The 17,201-nt window shown below is 35.5% G+C and carries 15 protein-coding genes; 7 read left to right on the forward strand and 8 right to left on the reverse strand.

Going from position 1 to position 17,201, the window contains the following annotated elements; genetic code table 11:
- The first annotated feature begins 6 nt into the window (after positions 1 to 6).
- Genes C8J95_RS10235 through leuB form a run of 4 tightly spaced genes read left to right on the forward strand, consistent with a single transcriptional unit; the run spans position 7 to position 4,268 of the window.
- Positions 7 to 1,182: a 2-isopropylmalate synthase gene (locus tag C8J95_RS10235; protein ID WP_107808243.1), complete on the forward strand. Its 1,176-nt coding sequence runs from the start codon at positions 7 to 9 to the stop codon at positions 1,180 to 1,182.
- Positions 1,169 to 2,551: a 3-isopropylmalate dehydratase large subunit gene (gene leuC / locus C8J95_RS10240; RefSeq protein WP_107808338.1), complete on the forward strand. Its 1,383-nt coding sequence runs from the start codon at positions 1,169 to 1,171 to the stop codon at positions 2,549 to 2,551. Before C8J95_RS10235 ends, leuC begins: the two co-directional genes overlap by 14 nt.
- 5 nt (positions 2,552 to 2,556) lie before the next feature.
- Complete coding sequence (gene leuD / locus C8J95_RS10245; RefSeq protein ID WP_107808244.1) at positions 2,557 to 3,147, forward strand: 3-isopropylmalate dehydratase small subunit; 591 nt, start codon at positions 2,557 to 2,559, stop codon at positions 3,145 to 3,147.
- Positions 3,147 to 4,268: a 3-isopropylmalate dehydrogenase gene (leuB, locus tag C8J95_RS10250; RefSeq protein WP_107808245.1), complete on the forward strand. Its 1,122-nt coding sequence runs from the start codon at positions 3,147 to 3,149 to the stop codon at positions 4,266 to 4,268. The genes leuD and leuB overlap by 1 nt, the downstream gene beginning before the upstream one ends.
- A gap of 174 nt (positions 4,269 to 4,442) precedes the next feature.
- Here leuB and C8J95_RS18600 read toward each other — a convergent pair whose 3' ends face one another.
- From C8J95_RS18600 to C8J95_RS10285, 7 genes are all read right to left on the reverse strand, one after another.
- Complete coding sequence (locus tag C8J95_RS18600) at positions 4,443 to 4,949, reverse strand: hypothetical protein (RefSeq protein ID WP_146165452.1); 507 nt, start codon at positions 4,947 to 4,949, stop codon at positions 4,443 to 4,445.
- 188 nt (positions 4,950 to 5,137) lie between these two features.
- A complete protein-coding gene (locus C8J95_RS10260) occupies positions 5,138 to 5,746 on the reverse strand; it encodes a DUF4230 domain-containing protein (RefSeq protein ID WP_065082701.1) in 609 nt (202 codons plus the stop codon).
- A 37-nt stretch (positions 5,747 to 5,783) separates the two neighbouring features.
- The gene (locus C8J95_RS10265; RefSeq protein WP_107808247.1) at positions 5,784 to 6,320 is read right to left on the reverse strand and encodes a thioredoxin family protein; all 537 of its coding nucleotides are present in this window, start codon (positions 6,318 to 6,320) and stop codon (positions 5,784 to 5,786) included.
- Between the two features lie 179 nt (positions 6,321 to 6,499).
- Positions 6,500 to 7,639, reverse strand: a complete 1,140-nt coding sequence (locus C8J95_RS10270) for an acyl-CoA dehydrogenase family protein (RefSeq protein ID WP_059156345.1) — start codon at positions 7,637 to 7,639, stop codon at positions 6,500 to 6,502.
- Between the two features lie 76 nt (positions 7,640 to 7,715).
- Positions 7,716 to 9,146, reverse strand: a complete 1,431-nt coding sequence (locus C8J95_RS10275) for an ATP-binding cassette domain-containing protein (RefSeq protein WP_107808248.1) — start codon at positions 9,144 to 9,146, stop codon at positions 7,716 to 7,718.
- Between the two features lie 74 nt (positions 9,147 to 9,220).
- On the reverse strand, positions 9,221 to 10,486 hold the full coding sequence (locus C8J95_RS10280; protein WP_255412773.1) for a helix-hairpin-helix domain-containing protein: 1,266 nt from the start codon (positions 10,484 to 10,486) through the stop codon (positions 9,221 to 9,223).
- A gap of 231 nt (positions 10,487 to 10,717) precedes the next feature.
- Positions 10,718 to 11,056 (reverse strand): MerR family transcriptional regulator, encoded by a 339-nt coding sequence (locus C8J95_RS10285; protein ID WP_078402159.1) that lies wholly within the window; start codon positions 11,054 to 11,056, stop codon positions 10,718 to 10,720.
- A gap of 210 nt (positions 11,057 to 11,266) precedes the next feature.
- Here C8J95_RS10285 and C8J95_RS10290 point away from each other — a divergent pair, with 210 nt between their 5' ends.
- Together C8J95_RS10290 and C8J95_RS10295 are read left to right on the forward strand one after the other, a co-directional pair.
- Positions 11,267 to 11,983 (forward strand): outer membrane beta-barrel protein, encoded by a 717-nt coding sequence (locus C8J95_RS10290; protein ID WP_107808250.1) that lies wholly within the window; start codon positions 11,267 to 11,269, stop codon positions 11,981 to 11,983.
- Between the two features lie 29 nt (positions 11,984 to 12,012).
- Complete coding sequence (locus C8J95_RS10295) at positions 12,013 to 13,680, forward strand: S41 family peptidase (RefSeq protein WP_107808251.1); 1,668 nt, start codon at positions 12,013 to 12,015, stop codon at positions 13,678 to 13,680.
- A 44-nt stretch (positions 13,681 to 13,724) separates the two neighbouring features.
- On the opposite strand, the gene C8J95_RS10300 is transcribed toward C8J95_RS10295, so the two are convergent.
- Positions 13,725 to 15,032: a DEAD/DEAH box helicase gene (locus tag C8J95_RS10300; RefSeq protein WP_107808252.1), complete on the reverse strand. Its 1,308-nt coding sequence runs from the start codon at positions 15,030 to 15,032 to the stop codon at positions 13,725 to 13,727.
- A gap of 345 nt (positions 15,033 to 15,377) precedes the next feature.
- Between C8J95_RS10300 and rpsA the strand changes: the two genes are divergently transcribed.
- Positions 15,378 to 17,162 (forward strand): 30S ribosomal protein S1, encoded by a 1,785-nt coding sequence (rpsA, locus tag C8J95_RS10305; RefSeq protein ID WP_059322314.1) that lies wholly within the window; start codon positions 15,378 to 15,380, stop codon positions 17,160 to 17,162.
- The last annotated feature ends 39 nt before the right edge of the window (positions 17,163 to 17,201 follow it).

Consider the following 17,201-nt stretch of genomic DNA (forward strand, 5'->3'; position numbering starts at 1 on the left):
TTCATTATGAAAGCCGAGAAGATTGAAATTTTTGACACTACCTTACGTGATGGGGAACAAGTCCCGGGTTGTAAATTGAATGTAGAACAAAAGTTAGTTATCGCAGAAAAACTCGATGAGCTCGGTGTAGATATTATCGAAGCAGGTTTTCCTATTTCCAGTCCCGGTGACTTTCATTCTGTAACCGAGATTGCAAAGTTAGTAAGAAATGCTAAAGTATGTGCACTTTCCCGTGCTCATAAAAAAGATATAGAATCTGCTGCTCAGGCACTGAAATTTGCTAAAAGACCAAGAATTCATACAGGTATAGGAGTTTCTGAATCGCATCTAAAATATAAATTCAATATTACATTGGAGCAGGCTATCGAGCGTGCTGTAGGAGCAGTAAGCTTTGCTAAAGGCTTTGTTGAAGATGTGGAGTTTTTTGCTGAAGATGCCGGAAGAACAGATAATGCTCATTTAGCACGTGTATGTGAAGCGGTAATTAAAGCCGGAGCTACAGTACTGAATATTCCGGATACTACTGGATATTGTTTGCCAGAGGAATATGGAGCTAAAATAAAATACCTGAAAGAAAATGTAAAGGGTATTGATAATGTAATTATCTCTTGCCACTGCCATAATGATCTTGGGTTGGCGACAGCTAATTCTATAGCAGGAGCAATAAACGGGGCAAGACAAATTGAATGTACAATCAACGGAATAGGAGAAAGAGCAGGGAATACCGCTCTTGAAGAAGTGGTAATGATCTTACAACAACATAGAGACCTTCATTTAGCCACAGATATTAATTCCAGAATGCTAACAGAACTTAGTCAGTTAACTTCGGATATGATGGGAATGGTTGTGCAGCCCAATAAAGCTATTGTAGGTGCTAATGCTTTTGCACACAGTTCCGGGATTCACCAAGATGGTGTGATCAAAAACCGTGAAACTTACGAAATTATTAATCCGGAAGATGTTGGGGTAACTGAATCTTCAATTATTCTTACAGCCAGAAGCGGGCGTTCTGCATTGGCTTACAGATATAAAAATATTGGTTTTGATATTACTAAAAATGAATTGGATGTTTTATACTCTGAATTCTTAAAAGTAGCCGACAGCAAGAAAGAAGTAAATGATGAAGATTTGAATGTTATAATGAATGTATATAGCCAAAGTGCCAATTATGAACGCAGATAAGAAGACATTATTCGATAAAGTCTGGGATGCCCATGTTGTAGATACGGTACCAGATGGACCTCAGATTATTTATATCGACAGACACCTGATCCATGAAGTAACAAGCCCGCAGGCTTTTGCAGAGTTGGAAACTAAAGGAGTACAGGTATTCCGTCCTAAACAAATTACGGCAACTGCCGATCATAATGTACCTACGCTGGATCAGGATCAGCCAATAAAGGATGATCTTTCCAGAACTCAGGTAGAGCAATTGACAGAGAATTGCAAAAAAAATAATGTAGAGTTATATGGCTTAGGCCATCCATACCAAGGAATTGTACACATTATTGCTCCTGAATTGGGAATTACCCAGCCAGGGATGAGCATTGTATGTGGAGATAGCCATACATCTACTCACGGTGCTTTTGGTGCTATTGCTTTCGGTATTGGTACGAGTCAGGTAGCGCAGGTTTTTGCCAGTCAGTGTCTGTTACTGAACAAACCTAAATCTATGCGTGTTACCGTAGATGGTAAACTGAATAAAGATGTACAGCCAAAAGATGTCATTCTGTATATTATTTCTAAAATAGGAACAGATGCCGGAACAGGTTATTTCTGTGAATATGCCGGAAATGTTTTTGAGGAAATGTCTATGGAAGGGCGTATGACGGTATGTAACATGAGTATAGAAATGGGAGCCCGTGGCGGAATGATTGCACCGGATGAAACTACTTTCGCTTATGTAAAAGGCCGCAAGTTTGCGCCTGAAGGTGAAGAATGGGTGAAAAAAGTAGCCTATTGGAAAACTTTGAAGTCCGATGAAGGAGCAATATTTGATGAGGAATTTCACTTCAATGCAGAAGATATTCGTCCAATGATTACTTACGGGACCAATCCGGGAATGGGAATTTCTGTGAATGAAAATGTTCCGACTCCTGTAACTGAATCTGAAGCGAAAGCTCTTAAATATATGGGATTACAAGCGGGGCAATCTGCCAGCGATATTCCTGTGAATTATGTATTTATTGGTAGTTGTACCAATGCAAGAATCGAAGATTTCCGTTCAGTTGCAGAATATATTAAAGGAAAGAGAAAGGCTGAAAATATTAATGCACTTATTGTTCCGGGATCACAACAGGTTGTAACGCAAATTTATGATGAAGGACTGGATAAAGTATTTACAGAAGCCGGTTTCCAAATCCGTCAGCCTGGTTGCTCAGCTTGTCTGGCAATGAATGATGATAAAATCCCTGAAGGTGAATATTGTGTTTCTACATCGAACAGAAACTTTGAAGGAAGACAGGGGCAAGGAGCCAGAACTATACTAGCGAGTCCGCTAACTGCGGCTAAGGTAGCTGTAGAGGGGAGAATTTTAATTTCTAAAAATTAAGAAAAATGCAGAAGCTTACACATATTACTTCAACAGCAATTCCTTTACCAACGGAAAATATAGATACAGACCAGATTATTCCTGCAAGATTCCTGAAAAGTATTGACAAGAATGGCTTTGGACAAAATGTTTTCAGAGACTGGAGATTTGATAAAGAAAATAATCCAAATACAGATTTTGTTCTGAATAATCCAGAGTATTCCGGAGAAATACTAGTAGCAGGTAACAATTTTGGTTGCGGAAGCAGTCGCGAGCATGCTGCATGGGCTCTAACAGGATATGGGTTTAAAGTAGTTGTATCCAGCTATTTTGCTGATATCTTCAGAGGCAATGCCTTGAATAACGGATTGCTGCCTGTAAAGGTATCTGAAGAATTCCTGAAAGAATTATTACAAACCATAACTAATAACCCTGAAACCGAAATTTCAGTGGACGTAGAGAAGCAAACTATAACCTTTAACCATAAATCCGAAAGCTTCGATCTAGACTCTTACAAAAAGATATGTTTGATGAACGGCTATGACGATATTGATTTCTTGATCAGCAAAAGAGATAAGATCGACGCTTTCGAAAAAAACTTACAAAACACATTCTAATGAGCGAAATGAAAATTGCTGTACTTGCTGGTGACGGAATAGGACCGGAAGTAGTAAATGAAAGTATTAAAGTATTAAATGCCGTTTCTGAAGTATACGGTTGCAAATTTCAGTTTCAGGAGGCTATAGTTGGTGCTGAAGCTATTTTCCAGACGGGAAATCCGTTACCGGATGAAACACTGGATATCTGCAAGAACTCAGATGCAGTATTGTTTGGTGCAATTGGTGATCCGCACTTTGATAATAATCCGGAAGCAAAAGTACGTCCGGAGCAAGGATTGCTAAAGCTAAGAAAAGAGCTGGGACTATTTGCTAACCTGCGACCTGTAAAAATCTTTGACAAGGTAGCAGAAAGCAGCCCATTGAAAAAAGAGATTATCGACGGAACAGATATGGTAATTTACCGTGAACTGATCAGCGGTATCTATTTCGGTGAGAAATTCACGGAAGAGAATGGTGAATATGCATATGATGTTTGCCAATATAACAGAACAGATATTGAAAGAATTGCACATCTTGCATTTCAGGCAGCTCAGAAGCGTCGTAAGAAGCTTACATTAATCGATAAAGCAAATGTATTGGATACGTCCAGATTATGGCGTAAAGTATGTCAGGAGATAGCTCCTCAGTATGAAGATGTTGCTTTAGATTACATCTTTGTGGATAATGCAGCAATGCAAATGATCCTGAATCCGAAACAGTTTGACGTTATTCTGACGGAAAATATGTTCGGAGATATTATCTCGGATGAAGCAAGTGTTATTGGTGGATCTATTGGTCTAATGCCATCCGCATCGGTAGGAGAGTCTAACTCGATGTTCGAGCCAATTCACGGATCTTATCCGCAAGCTAAAGGAAAAGGAATTGCCAATCCGTTAGCATCTATTTTAAGCGCAGCAATGATGCTGGACCACCTTGGGTGGGATGTTGCTGCCAGAACGATTGAGAAAGCTGTAGAAAAAGCTATAGCAGAGGGTTTTGTAACCCAGGATCTCAATACAACAAAATCTTATTCTACATCAGAAGTAGGAAGTTTTGTAGCGGAGTTTATCCGTAATACACAGCATGGTAGTTATTACAACTACGAAAACATTCAAATTGGAAAATCTACGATAGTTTAAATATTAAAGTTGATTTATTATTAGGGTTTATTTTTTGAAAGGCCTCCGACATGTTCGGGGGTCTTTCTACTTTTAATGGTTTTTGTATTCTAAAGATTGCTATCAATTTAAAAATAAAACCTCATAGGTCTCTGGGATCTATGAGGTTTATTGTGTTTTTTTGATTTAATTTTTTTAATAAAGAAATAGAAGGACAATTGTGGATGGAAAAGCATATATGCATAATATTGTCCATATTAAATCCCAATAATTTACATTACGGTTATAGCGAGGATAAAACCTTCCAATAGGATAATCTTTACCTACTATTATTGGGTATGTTTTTAAGGTCATCCTGATAAAGGCTCGGCTTGATTGTACAAAAATATAAGCTAGAATTGGGAAATATAAAGTAGTTAAATTATTTAAACCGGAAGGCATTTGATGTCCCTGATTATTTTTAATCATTAAAAAAGCTATCAATGCTAATAGTAAGCAGATAAATAAAATAGATAAGTTAATTTTTAGAATATTAATGCGATTGTATGATAATATTACAATTGTATAGCCGATGCCAAGCACTATCATAATATTTCCTTTGTTTTCAGCTATAATTCCACAAACTAATAAACAGATAGGTATTATTATAGTAATTAAATAATCCCAAAAGCTAACCTTTTTTATTTTTAATTTTCTTTTCACTTTAATTTTTTAATTGTTGTAGAACAGAATATTTTTTTGTCTCAATATTAAAACTGTTTTTCCTAAAATTTTCATGAGTTATTTGTTAGCGGGCTAAATTACTAAAAAAGCCAATGCTATTAGCATTGGCTAGATATGTTTTTGTGAATGTACCTTTTCAAGATTTCAAACCTAGGAGAGGATGTATTTTAAAGAATAATTCCTTTTAGTTCTCCGGTTTTATCCTCTATTTTATAATTCAGAGCTTTAGCCAAAACAAAAATATCATTCAGGTTATGCACCAGCTGTTCATGTCCTTCTTGCTCCAGTTTCTTCTGATCAACACTTTTTACCATGTTTTGTTTAGCTGATTCCATAATTCCGTTAATACTTTTCTGGTCAAATCTATTCATGGCATAATCATCCATAAAATGGATTTTTACATCCGGATAGATTTTAATTTCAGCTCTCGGAAGTTCTGTAATTACCAATTTTTTGTTAATGGTATCTACGTCTATTTTCATCTGCTTCAGATCGTAAGTTACCTGCGCTTTAGCGGTTGTATACAGTACCATTTCCTTAGGAAGGATGTCGTAGCCACCAAATTTAAAAGCGGCACTTTTATGCGTCTGAAAGCTTGAGAAATTCTGCTCTAAAACCACCATTTTATTCATTTTGCTAATCTGATTAGTGATCAGATAATAATCCTGGTTAATGGCTTCAGCTTTTTTCTCTTTGCAACCGCGCCATACGGAAACAACAAGAAGGGTAGAGAGTATACCTATTAAAATACCTATGTAAGTTGGAGTTCTTCTCAAAGAAAAAATGTTTTAATGATTATTGATGAAATAGAGTTTAAGAAGAAGATTTTGCTTTGTTTATAATGTTCAATAAATCTTTTTCCAAAAATCCTGTTTCCGGGGCTTCTGTAATTCTTCCGATTTCTTTACCATCTTTTTTTATAATAAAAGTAGGAACGTGAGTAACGTTGTAAAGCTTCTCATCTTCATGCGGGCTTTTTTTCTCACGGTCTAATGCAAAAATCTGCACTTTGTCTACAGGATATTTTAACTCCTGAAGTATTTTAATAAATCTTGGAAATTCTCGGTGGCTATCCGGACACCATGAACCAATAAATATGGTGATGTCGTAAGAAGATATGTTTTCTTTTTCCAGTTTTTTTATAGAAGGCTGATCAACAACATAAGGCGTGTATTCTTCGTTATACCATGCTTTAAATGGCTTTTTGTTGAATTGTTCCATGTTCTGTTGCCCGATGAGTAATACGCCTCTTTCGTTTTTAATACGCTGATTAATTTCGCTTGTCTGAGCGTTTACAGAATATGTAGATAAAGCCATAAAGGCCAAAGTCGCTATGAATATTTTTTTCATTGGTGAGATAGATTATTGAACAAATATAAGCAATGTCTTATGTTAAAATATGAATAGTGAATTGCGAATTTTGAAATATATTGATGTACAATTCAAAATTCAAATACTTCCGATATATAGAATATTTCGTGCCAAACTTTCGGTCAATAAAAAAGCCTGAAAAAATCAGGCTTTATTTTCTATCTGGTAATGTCTCTTCCGATAACAAGTTTCTGAATTTCAGAAGTTCCTTCACCTATCGTACAAAGCTTGGAATCCCTGTAGTATTTCTCAGCAGGGAAGTCCTTGGTGTAGCCATAACCTCCAAAGATCTGTACAGCTTCATTTGCTATTTTTACGCACGCCTCGGAAGCATATAGTTTAGCCATAGCTCCTTCACGAGTCATTTTTTGTTTATTGTTTTTCAAATAAGCAGCACGTTGAATCAATAATTCTGATGCATCAATTTCAGTAACCATATCTGCCAGTTTGAAGTTTATTGCCTGGAAATCAGCAATTGCCTGACCGAATTGCTTTCTCTCTTTAGCATATTTTAATGCAGCTTTATAAGCACCTTTGGCAATACCTAAGCTAAGAGCTGCAATGGAAATTCTTCCGCCATCTAATATTTTCAGTGCTTGCTTAAAGCCTTCACCAACTTCGCCTAAACGGTGGCTGTCTGGTACCCTTACATTATCGAAAATTAATTCGGCTGTTTCAGATGCACGCATTCCCAGTTTATTTTCCTTTTTTCCTGATGTAAAACCAGGCATGCCCTTTTCAAGAACAAAAGCCGTTGCATTATTAGGAGCACCTTTCTCTCCGGTACGAGTCATTACTACAGCAATGTCACCAGAAATAGCGTGGGTAATAAAGTTTTTAGCACCATTAATGATCCAGTCATCACCATCTCTTACAGCTGTAGTAGACATTCCTCCTGCGTCGGAACCTGTATTGTGTTCAGTAAGTCCCCAAGCTCCGATTACTTTTCCTGAAGCTAATTGAGGTAACCATTTCATTCTCTGTTCTTCATTTGCAAATTCATAAATATGATTGGTGCAAAGTGAATTATGAGCAGCAACAGAAAGCCCTATAGAAGGATCTACCTGAGAAATTTCGTCTACAATAGCTACGTATTCATCGTAAGAAAGTCCGGAACCTCCATATTTTTCAGGAACTACAATTCCCATAAAGCCCATTTCACCAAGCTGATGAAATAAATCTTTTGGAAAATGCTGAGATTCATCCCAGTCCATAATATGAGGGCGGATATTTTTTTCAGCAAAATCACGTGCTGTTTCAGCAATCATTTTCAGGTTTTCTGAAGTTTCGAAATTCATAGGTGTCTATTTTTCTCAAATATAATGAAAAACATAAGAAAATTGTATTTTTTTAATACGCCTGATATTCAGTGTTTTATTTTCTTTCGCTAATAGTGGGAACACCTTTATTTAGTTCCAGTATATGTTTTACACAGGAAGGTACTTCATCATCGTAATGGCTGATAAAGAGCATACTGATATTGCTGCTTCGATGGATTTGCTCCAAAAGATGAGTAATTGTAGTGATCTGAGAATCATCCAGTCCCTGGCAAGGCTCGTCTAAAGCGAGCATAACCGGATCTTTTATAAGAGCTCTTGCAATCAGTACCAATCGTTGTTCTCCGCTGGACAAAAAAGATAGTAATTTTGTTGCTTTACTTTCCAGAGAAAAGAAATTAAGCCATTCTTTTACTTTTAATGCCTGTTGTTCATTTAGTTTTCTGAACAAGCCGATAGTGTCGAAGAATCCGGATCCAATAGCTTGTTCAACAGTTGTATTGCGGTCAAAAAAGTTATAAAGTTCCGGTGATACAAATCCAATTTTCTTTTTAATGTCCCAAATACTTTCTCCACTTCCTCTTTTTTTTCCAAACAGATAGATTTGCTGCGAGTAGGCTTGTGGATTATCACCATTAATGAGGCTAAGTAAAGTAGATTTTCCGGCACCGTTATGCCCTTTTATCTGCCAGCATTCACCAGGGTTTACTTGCCAATTGATATTGTTTAGGATGATATTGTTATTGTACTGAATGGTTACATTTTCCATCCGAATCAGTGGTACGTCAACAGAAGGATTTTGAATGACAGGTAGAGGTTTGTTGAATCCAGTCTGTTGTGTTTCAGTAAATTTAAGTCGATTTATGCTGTTGTATTCTGTAATGCCACCGTCGGACATTTCTGCGAAATGAGTAATGCAGTCTGGAATGTTATGATGGTCTGTGATCAGGATAATTTTTACATTTTCACTGGCTAGCTGATTGATAATTGTATGTAATTCTTTTCTGCTTAGAACATCAAGTCCTGTGAAAACTTTATCCAGAATCAGGATTTCAGGATTACTCAGCAAATGGCTGATAAGCTGCATTTTTTTTAGCTCACCATTTGAGAGTTGTATTAAAGGCGCTTGTGCTCTATGTGTTAACTGAAATCTGTCCAGCCATTTGTTTATAGATTCTGTATTGCCTTTTTTCAATAGTTCATCTGTAAGGGTTGCTGAATCCTCAGCATCACTGGTGTTGAATCGCTGCTGGTAATAAAAATCAGAGACGTTGGACTTATTTTTTAGCGTATATGTACTGGTGATATAAGCAATTTTGGGTTTTGTTAGTTCGTTATTTTTTCTATATTCTATGGTTCCGGTATGCAAAATTTGTCCCTTTAAAGCCATTGCTAAAAGTGATTTTCCGCTCCCGCTAGGCCCAAGTATGGCAAGATGTTCTCCGGAATTTAAAGTAAAGTCAATGTTGTTTAATAAGCTATCGTTGCCCCTTTTAACGGACACGTTTTTTAGTATAATACTGTTCATTGGTTGTTGGTTATTAGTTGGTTGCTTAGTAGTATAAGCGAATGGTTATACGAATTTACGTATTTGTAATCGTATTACTTCAGATACCACAGCATTTTTTCAATATCTTTTGGTTTTGCATTCAGTTTTTTCAGAATATCATTTTTATCCGAAACTGAAGTACGGTAAAATATTATTTTGTCTGCATGAAACCTGAAATAGGGATGTCTTTTTAGTGTGGATTCATCTGCTGTTAGTATATCAATTTTATTAACCTTACTGATATCTAATTTAGCTTCCTGAATTAGCTTTAGTGCTAAATCCTTATCAATGTTATAGGTCTCCAGTATTTGTTCTTTTTGGGCGAAACCACCTAGTTTTTTTCTAAACCCAAGAAGGCTGGCGGCAGCTTTTTCATCAAAACCATAATCACGAAGCTGTTGGAAAGATATAGTATTAATATCCGGCTCTGTAATTTGTTTAAGGGTTAATTTTGATATAGGCTGATTAATGCGAATCCATGGTTTTAATTCTTCAAACTTTTCAGCAGAGATCATATAACACCTTTCTAGATCCGCAAGAGTTTTAAAACTTCCTTTTAATATTTTTTCTTTATAGTTCAGTATACCCTGTACCTGTTTTTCTGAGAAGCCCAGATCTTTCCACTCCTTTGCTGTAAGTGTATTGGGATCAAATATGCTTTTAGGTTTTATCAGAGGCTTTGTCGTAATTTTTTGCTGAGGGAATAATAAAAAGGGCTCCAGTTGTAGGAATTGTGATTCGCTGATGATAAAACACTCCTTAAATTTCTCTTTAGACAAAAAGCTCCCACCTAAGTACTTTTTATATTTTAAAATAGATTCAGATTGACGTTCCGAAAATCCTAAATTAACCCAGTCTTGTGCATTGTAATTGTCAGGATTGAATTTCCCTCTGATTGTAAGTTTTTTATCTTTCTTTTTGTAATCCGGATTTTTGTCTGTAGCTGTTTCCGGAAGTAATATATAAAGGCTAAGTTCAGCGAATTTATCTTTACTTATAGCAAAGCATTCAGATAGCTGTTCTTTGGAAGTAAAGTTTCCTTTGCAGATTTTTTCTTTATAATTCAGAATGATTGCTGTCTGCTTTGGTGTGAATCCCAGCTTGTCCCATTGTTCGTGATTAAGATCATTAGGGTTAAATGCTTTAAGAGCAAGAGTAGGTTTATCAGCAGGAATAAATTCTATGGCATCGGAAGGTTGCTGGATTTTGTATTTTTTATAAAAATGAAAAGATACTTCTAAAATAAGCACCAAAAGTCCTAAAACAGCTAATCCAATAAACTGTTTCTTTCTCATGTGAAATGAGAGCAAGGATTTCATATTTTATTATTTAATATTATTTCTCTTTAAAGATAAATATTTTTTATTAAATGAGTGTTTTTGCATTTTAAATTAAATGTAATTAATTTATTGTGTGTAAATAATGATTGTTAGTTGGTTTTTCAGTTGTGCTAAGTCAAGTCCTGTAATAAAACCATGAGGATTATAAAATAAAAGACCTGCCATAGAAAGCAGGACATTATTATTTAATATGAATAGTATTTTTTTACTTTATTCATTTTCAGTTAAAGATTCTTTTAGCTTTAGTAGTTCTGCTTTTACAAACTCCAATCGGTCTATTAATTCAACCGTCTTTTCAACCTTAGGAGATGTACTTAAGGCTGTTTTAGCACCTTCCAAAGTGTAGCCTTTTTCCTTTACCAAGTGATAAATGACTTTCAGATTTTTAATATCCTCGGGAGTAAAATAACGGTTCCCTTTCTTATTTTTTTTCGGTTTTATAATAGTAAACTCTTGCTCCCAATAGCGAATAAGAGAGGTGTTTACATTAAAAGCTTTGGCAACTTCTCCAATAGAATAATATAGTTTTTCCGGCAGTTCTACTTTCATAATTTCTTGTTAAAGCAAAGGTAAATATTTTTTCGTGATGTAATGCCTTCGTGATTATTTATAGTTTATGTAATAGTTTAAGTTTTTGAGTACTGAAACATTTAATTTTTATTGATTTTGTTGGTCTAAGAATATTTAATTATGTTAAATTGTTGTAATAATAATATTTTGTATATTGCCCCAGTGTAATTAACCAAATCAAAAAAATCTATGAAAAAAAGTTTATGCAAGGCATTATGTCTTTGCCTATTACCCGTGGGCGCAAGTTTGTTCGCACAGAACAAGTTTAAAATTGGCCTGGATGCCGGATATACGTACAGTGTATTAAATGGCAATGTTTCAAATTTAGTAGATACAAAATACTCTGGCCGTTATGGTTTTGGAGTAAATCTTTTCGGAGAATATATGATCTGGAAGTCTATTTTTATGTCTACAGGGGTTTCCTTTCTGCAAAAGAATTATAAATATGAAAGAACAGGAACCCGTTCCGGACAGTATACCGATTACAAGAACAATTTCCTTTCTTTCCCTTTACTAGTTGGGGCTTATATTCTGAATAATCCACACGAAAGTAAAGGCGTATGGATTAAAGTAGCAGGTGGTATGTATACAGAATACTGGCTAAATATGAAGAGAGAGGGGCAGTATCCTGTTTTTGGAGGATTGCAACCTGATGGTACTTTTCCTTATGTAAAGGTATCGGATACTTACGACTTTAAAAAGAATGAAAATCAGTTGAATCGTTTTGGTTATGGGCTTCAGGGACAGGCTCAGTTAGGTTATTCTTTTGATAAGTTCGATGTATATGGTGCTTATAATTATCAGTATGGTTTATCGGATATCAGCAAAACAAACACAGATAAAGAACAAAAGGCAACGACCCGTTCTTATATGATTTCTGTAGGTGTATCTTATAAATTCGATTAACCCTTATCAACCAAATAACTATTTAAATTATGAAAAGAAATTTTATAAAAATACCAGTTTTGGCTTTAGTTTTGGCTCTGTCAACTTTAGCACTAAACTCATGTGTGAAAGACGAAGAAACTTCGATAACTGAGCCTACACGGTATACGAGTGGGGATGTAAAATCTTATGCCGATCTTTTTAAAGTATTCTGGACAGTAATGGATCAGCGCTATAACTATTTCTATGAGCAAAAAAGAGCCGATGGAATGGATTGGAATGCTATATACCGTGAATACTATCCAAAGTTTGCAGCACTGAAAACCTTTGGTAAGAGTACGGATAATGATAAAGATATTAACGATGACAAGCTGAAAGCTGCACAATATTTCACTGATATTGTAAATCCTATTATAGATCAACATTTTTATGTTGATATAAAGTTGCCTGCATCGAATAATAATGTTGTTTCTACGTATAGATTTAGCGGAGGAATGAAAAACAAAAGAAATAATATTTATCCTTTTAGTGCGAAGTATGGTTATATGAAGGATAGACTTGCTGGAAATGCTTTGATGTTAGATAACTTCTTATTAGCCGGGAATTTAAAATCTAATCCAGATATCTATTACTTTAGTTTTGCCCAGTTTGCTCTGACATCAAATTTAAAAATTGATCTGTTAGACAAGTATTTGACTCCGGATACAGGTAATGGATTATTATTAACAACTGCTGATATTGATGCTTCAAAAGAATTGAGTTCAATTAAAGATGCTACTTTTAGAAATAAAGTAAGAGATTTTACGGTAAATATTCTAAATCAATGGAATTCTTTCCCTGCTTCAGCAGAAGTAAAGGCTTTTAATGATCAGATTGCTCCTTTTAAAACCACGGAGGTTGTATCTGATGCTTTTCTGGATGTAACCCAAAAAGCATTGACAAAATCTAAAAATTTGGTGGCGTACAATAGTGGTGCAACTTATGCACCTGTTTTAACAGCAGAAAGTCTTCCTTATATTCAATGGTTTGTATCCAAAATGGGAACACATGTGCAATGGGGGTATAGATTACCTCAGTTTCAGGATGCTGCTCAGGGAATAATTAATAAGGCTCCACTTTATAAAAATTTCTTTAACCCGCTGAAAAAAGGTGATATTAAGAAAATTATTATAGACCTTAGAGGTAATGGTGGTGGAGCTATTGTTGATGCTCGATTCTTTACAGATCGTTTTATTACGAAACCTGCTGTTTGGGGTTATCAAAGAACAAAAGAAGGGAATGGCCAATTTAATTATACCCCATGGGTTCCAATGCAGGCTAATCCACATCAGTTTGGTCTTCCGTCTAATATTCCGATTGTAATTTTAACAGATAAAGGAAGTGCCAGTATGTCTGAAATGTCGACAATGATGATCAAAACTCAAGGATCACAGGTGATTTCAGTAGGTGATTATAGTGCAGGAGCTACTGCTGGTTTAGGATCTCCGGATGATTTTAATGGTGGTACCAGAGATCAAATCGCAGGTTATCTTACTTTCTATATGCCGCTAATGGCAGCTAAAGATGCCAGCGGACAGGTCATAGAAGGCGTAGGAGTAAAACCAGATATTTTTGTAACACCTCCTACAGATGCAGAGGTAGCAGCAATGCAAAGTTCACCATCAACTTTTGTAGATAGGGTGATTAATGAAGCTGTGAAATATTTATCTGGAAAGTAAATGTATATAAACAAAAAACCGCCTCAAAAGGGCGGTTTTTATTTTTAATAAGCTATTTCCATTTTTATTTTTTTGCCTTTTAGCTTTTCGGTAGCTAATTTCTTTAGTAATGCTGAAACTTTCTTTCGGGATACAGCAACATAAGAAGTGGTATCTTTTACTTCAATTAGTCCGACATCATCTTTTTCCAATTCCCCCTTCTTGATAAGGTATCCGACAATATCTACTTTGTTTACTTTATCTTTTTTACCGGCACTGATATAAATGGTCTGGAAAGCCGTTTGTTGTGGGATTTTGTTTTCACCTTCTACATTTTCAACAGGAATATCCTTCTCTAAAAAAGGAAAATTATCATCTTCTTTCATAATAAGGTAAGCAAAACCTTTGGCATTCATTCTTGCAGTACGGCCATTTCTGTGAATAAAAGCATCTTCTTTAGGTGGAAGTTGATAATGTACAATAGATTCTACTTCAGGAATGTCAAGCCCACGTGCGGCTAAATCCGTTGTGATAAGAATTTTTGTAGAATCATTACGGAATTTTAGTAACGCTCGTTCTCTTTCATCCTGTTCCATACCACCATGGAAAGTTTCTCTTTCAATTCCTTTGTCTTTTAAAAGTTCCGATATTCTGTCCACAGCTTCTCTGTGGTTACAAAATATCAATGTTCTTTTATTGCCAATTTTGCATATTAGATGAAAAAGAGCATCTAGTTTTTCTTCGGCAGTTGTAATAACTTTTTTAAACTGAATATCCGGTTTTACCTCATTTAGTTTTAAAAAATCAATTGTCTTTTCATCTTTTAATCCTGTGAAAGCAGGAATTTCTTCCATTGCAGTAGCAGAAGTTAAAATCCTTTGAGACAGATTTTTCATTGATTCTATAATGAAGCTCATTTCTTCCTGAAAGCCGAATTCAAGAGATTTATCGAACTCGTCTAAAATCAAAGTACTGATTGAAGAAGGATTGAAACTATTGTTTCTAAGGTGATCTGCAATTCTTCCCGGTGTTCCTATTAATAGAGCAGGAGCTTCAGTCAAGCTGTTTACTTCAGTCTTTTTATCGTGTCCTCCATAACAAACGGTTACTTTGTAATCGGTTTTCATTGCTTTGAAGACTTGTTCTATCTGCAATGCCAATTCTCTTGCCGGTACCAAAACTAAAGCCTGAATTCCTGACTTGTCTTTTTTTAGATTTCGAAGTACAGGAAATAAGAAAGCCAGTGTTTTTCCTGAACCTGTAGGAGAGAGAAGAACCACGTCATTTTTATTTTCTGTGGCTTTGTATGTGGATTTTTGCATCTGATTCATATCCTGAATCTGCAATTTTTTATAAATCGATTCTAAATTCATGCTGCAAAGATAGGTTTTTGAATACTCAGATTTCAGATCATTTATAAAAATGAATGTTTTTGGAAGCGTTGAATAGTTTAATTTACAATGAATAAGAGATCTCAGGTGCCCGGAACAATACAGTGGTTTTTTTATGATCTTATCAGCTTATAATTCAGTTAATTACTCCGCTGTAAAAAAACTTTAAAATACAAGGTTATATTATAAAATAAGTTGTATTTTTGCACCACTTTTTGTGGGTATAACTTTGGCAAAGTAAATATAATTACTTAACAACTTCCGGAATTTCTGCAGTCACATTAAGCCAAAGAGCAGAGGAGGACGGAATACAAAATTTTTTAGAAAATGTCAAAAGAGACAAATTCAGCAGAGGTTCTTTTGAACCAAAACGTAGCACCAGAACAATTTGACTGGGAATCTTTCGAAAGTGGATTAAATGCAGAGGACAGAAAAGAAAAGAACGAACTAGAAGAAATCTACAAAGGATCTCTTAACGATCTTGAAGATAACGACGTTCTTGTAGGTAAAGTAGTAAGATTAACAGACAAAGAAGCGATTGTTGACATCAACTTCAAATCTGAAGGTGTTATTTCTCTTAACGAATTCCGTTACAACCAAGGTTTACAAGTAGGTGACGAGGTTGAAGTAATGGTTGACAGAAGAGAAGACAAGTCTGGACAGTTACAACTTTCTCACAAGAAAGCTAGAACTCTTAGAGCTTGGGATAAAGTAAATGAATACCACGAGTCTGGAGAAATCGTTAACGGTTTCGTTAAATCTAGAACTAAAGGTGGTATGATTGTAGATGTATTCGGTATCGAAGCATTCTTACCAGGTTCTCAGATCGATGTTAAGCCTATTAAAGATTACGATCAGTTTGTAGGTAAAACAATGGAATTCAAAATTGTTAAGATCAACCACGAATTCAAAAACGTTGTTGTTTCTCATAAAGCTCTTATTGAAGCTGATATCGAAGGTCAGAAAAAAGAGATCATCGCTCAACTTGAAAAAGGTCAAGTACTTGAAGGTACTGTTAAGAACATTACTTCTTACGGTGTATTCATCGATCTTGGTGGTGTTGACGGTCTTATCCACATTACAGACCTTTCTTGGTCTAGAGTTAACCATCCTTCAGAAATTCTTGAAGATGGACAAACTGTTAAAGTGGTTATCCTTGACTTTGATGATGAGAAAACAAGAATTCAGTTAGGTATGAAGCAGCTTGAAGCACACCCTTGGGATGCTTTAGATGCTAACCTAAAAGTTGGAGATAAAGTAAAAGGTAAAGTAGTAGTTCTTGCTGACTATGGTGCTTTCGTTGAAATCGCTCCAGGTGTAGAAGGTCTTATCCACGTATCTGAAATGTCATGGTCTACTCACTTAAGAAGTGCAGGTGATTTCGTGAAAATCGGTGATGAAGTTGAAGCTGAAGTATTAACTATCGACAGAGAAGATAGAAAAATTTCTTTAGGTATCAAGCAATTAACTCAGGATCCATGGGCTAACATCCAGGAAAAATACCCTGTAGGTTCTCAGCACAAAGGTACTGTAAGAAACTTCACTAACTTTGGTGTATTCGTAGAGTTAGAAGAAGGTATCGACGGTCTAATCTATATCTCTGATCTTTCTTGGACTAAGAAAATCAAGCATCCTTCTGAGTTCTGTAACGTAGGAGATACTCTAGATGTTGTAGTATTAGAACTTGACTTAGATAACAGGAGAATTTCTTTAGGTCACAAGCAATTACAAGAAAATCCTTGGGATAAATTCGAAACTAAATATGCTGAAGGAACTGTACACGCAGGTAAAGCAGTAGATGTATTCGATAAAGGAGCTAATGTACAGTTTGAAGATGCTGAGGTTGAAGCTTTCGCTCCAGCAAGACTTTTAGAGAAAGAAGATGGTTCTAAGATCAAGAAAGGTGAAGAAGCTGACTTCAAAGTAATTGAATTCAACAAAGAATTCAAGAGAGTTGTAGTTTCTCACACTGGTATCTTCAGAGAAGAGGAAAGAAAGAACATTAAAGAGTCTAAATCTATTTCTTCAAACAACAATAACGAAGAAAAAGCAACTCTTGGAGACATCGATGCTCTTGCAGAATTGAAAAGAAAAATGGAAGAAGGTAAATAATCCTGAATTCATTTCTTAATTATAGCCCGCCTCTTTTAA

This window comes from Elizabethkingia sp. YR214, from assembly GCF_003058195.1.
Classification (GTDB): Bacteria; Bacteroidota; Bacteroidia; order Flavobacteriales; family Weeksellaceae; genus Elizabethkingia.

Bases quoted from the DNA above. Each gene is read 5' to 3' on its own strand.
- C8J95_RS10295 (WP_107808251.1), top strand. From the start codon at position 12,013: ATGAAAAGAAATTTTATAAAAATACCAGTTTTGGCTTTAGTTTTGGCT.
- C8J95_RS10280 (WP_255412773.1), bottom strand. From the start codon at position 10,486: ATGAAATCCTTGCTCTCATTTCACATGAGAAAGAAACAGTTTATTGGA.
- leuB (WP_107808245.1), top strand. From the start codon at position 3,147: ATGAGCGAAATGAAAATTGCTGTACTTGCTGGTGACGGAATAGGACCG.
- C8J95_RS10275 (WP_107808248.1), bottom strand. From the start codon at position 9,146: ATGAACAGTATTATACTAAAAAACGTGTCCGTTAAAAGGGGCAACGAT.
- C8J95_RS10270 (WP_059156345.1), bottom strand. From the start codon at position 7,639: ATGAATTTCGAAACTTCAGAAAACCTGAAAATGATTGCTGAAACAGCA.
- C8J95_RS10290 (WP_107808250.1), top strand. From the start codon at position 11,267: ATGAAAAAAAGTTTATGCAAGGCATTATGTCTTTGCCTATTACCCGTG.
- leuC (WP_107808338.1), top strand. From the start codon at position 1,169: ATGAACGCAGATAAGAAGACATTATTCGATAAAGTCTGGGATGCCCAT.
- C8J95_RS10235 (WP_107808243.1), top strand. From the start codon at position 7: ATGAAAGCCGAGAAGATTGAAATTTTTGACACTACCTTACGTGATGGG.
- C8J95_RS10300 (WP_107808252.1), bottom strand. From the start codon at position 15,032: ATGAATTTAGAATCGATTTATAAAAAATTGCAGATTCAGGATATGAAT.
- leuD (WP_107808244.1), top strand. From the start codon at position 2,557: ATGCAGAAGCTTACACATATTACTTCAACAGCAATTCCTTTACCAACG.
- rpsA (WP_059322314.1), top strand. From the start codon at position 15,378: ATGTCAAAAGAGACAAATTCAGCAGAGGTTCTTTTGAACCAAAACGTA.
- C8J95_RS10265 (WP_107808247.1), bottom strand. From the start codon at position 6,320: ATGAAAAAAATATTCATAGCGACTTTGGCCTTTATGGCTTTATCTACA.
- C8J95_RS10285 (WP_078402159.1), bottom strand. From the start codon at position 11,056: ATGAAAGTAGAACTGCCGGAAAAACTATATTATTCTATTGGAGAAGTT.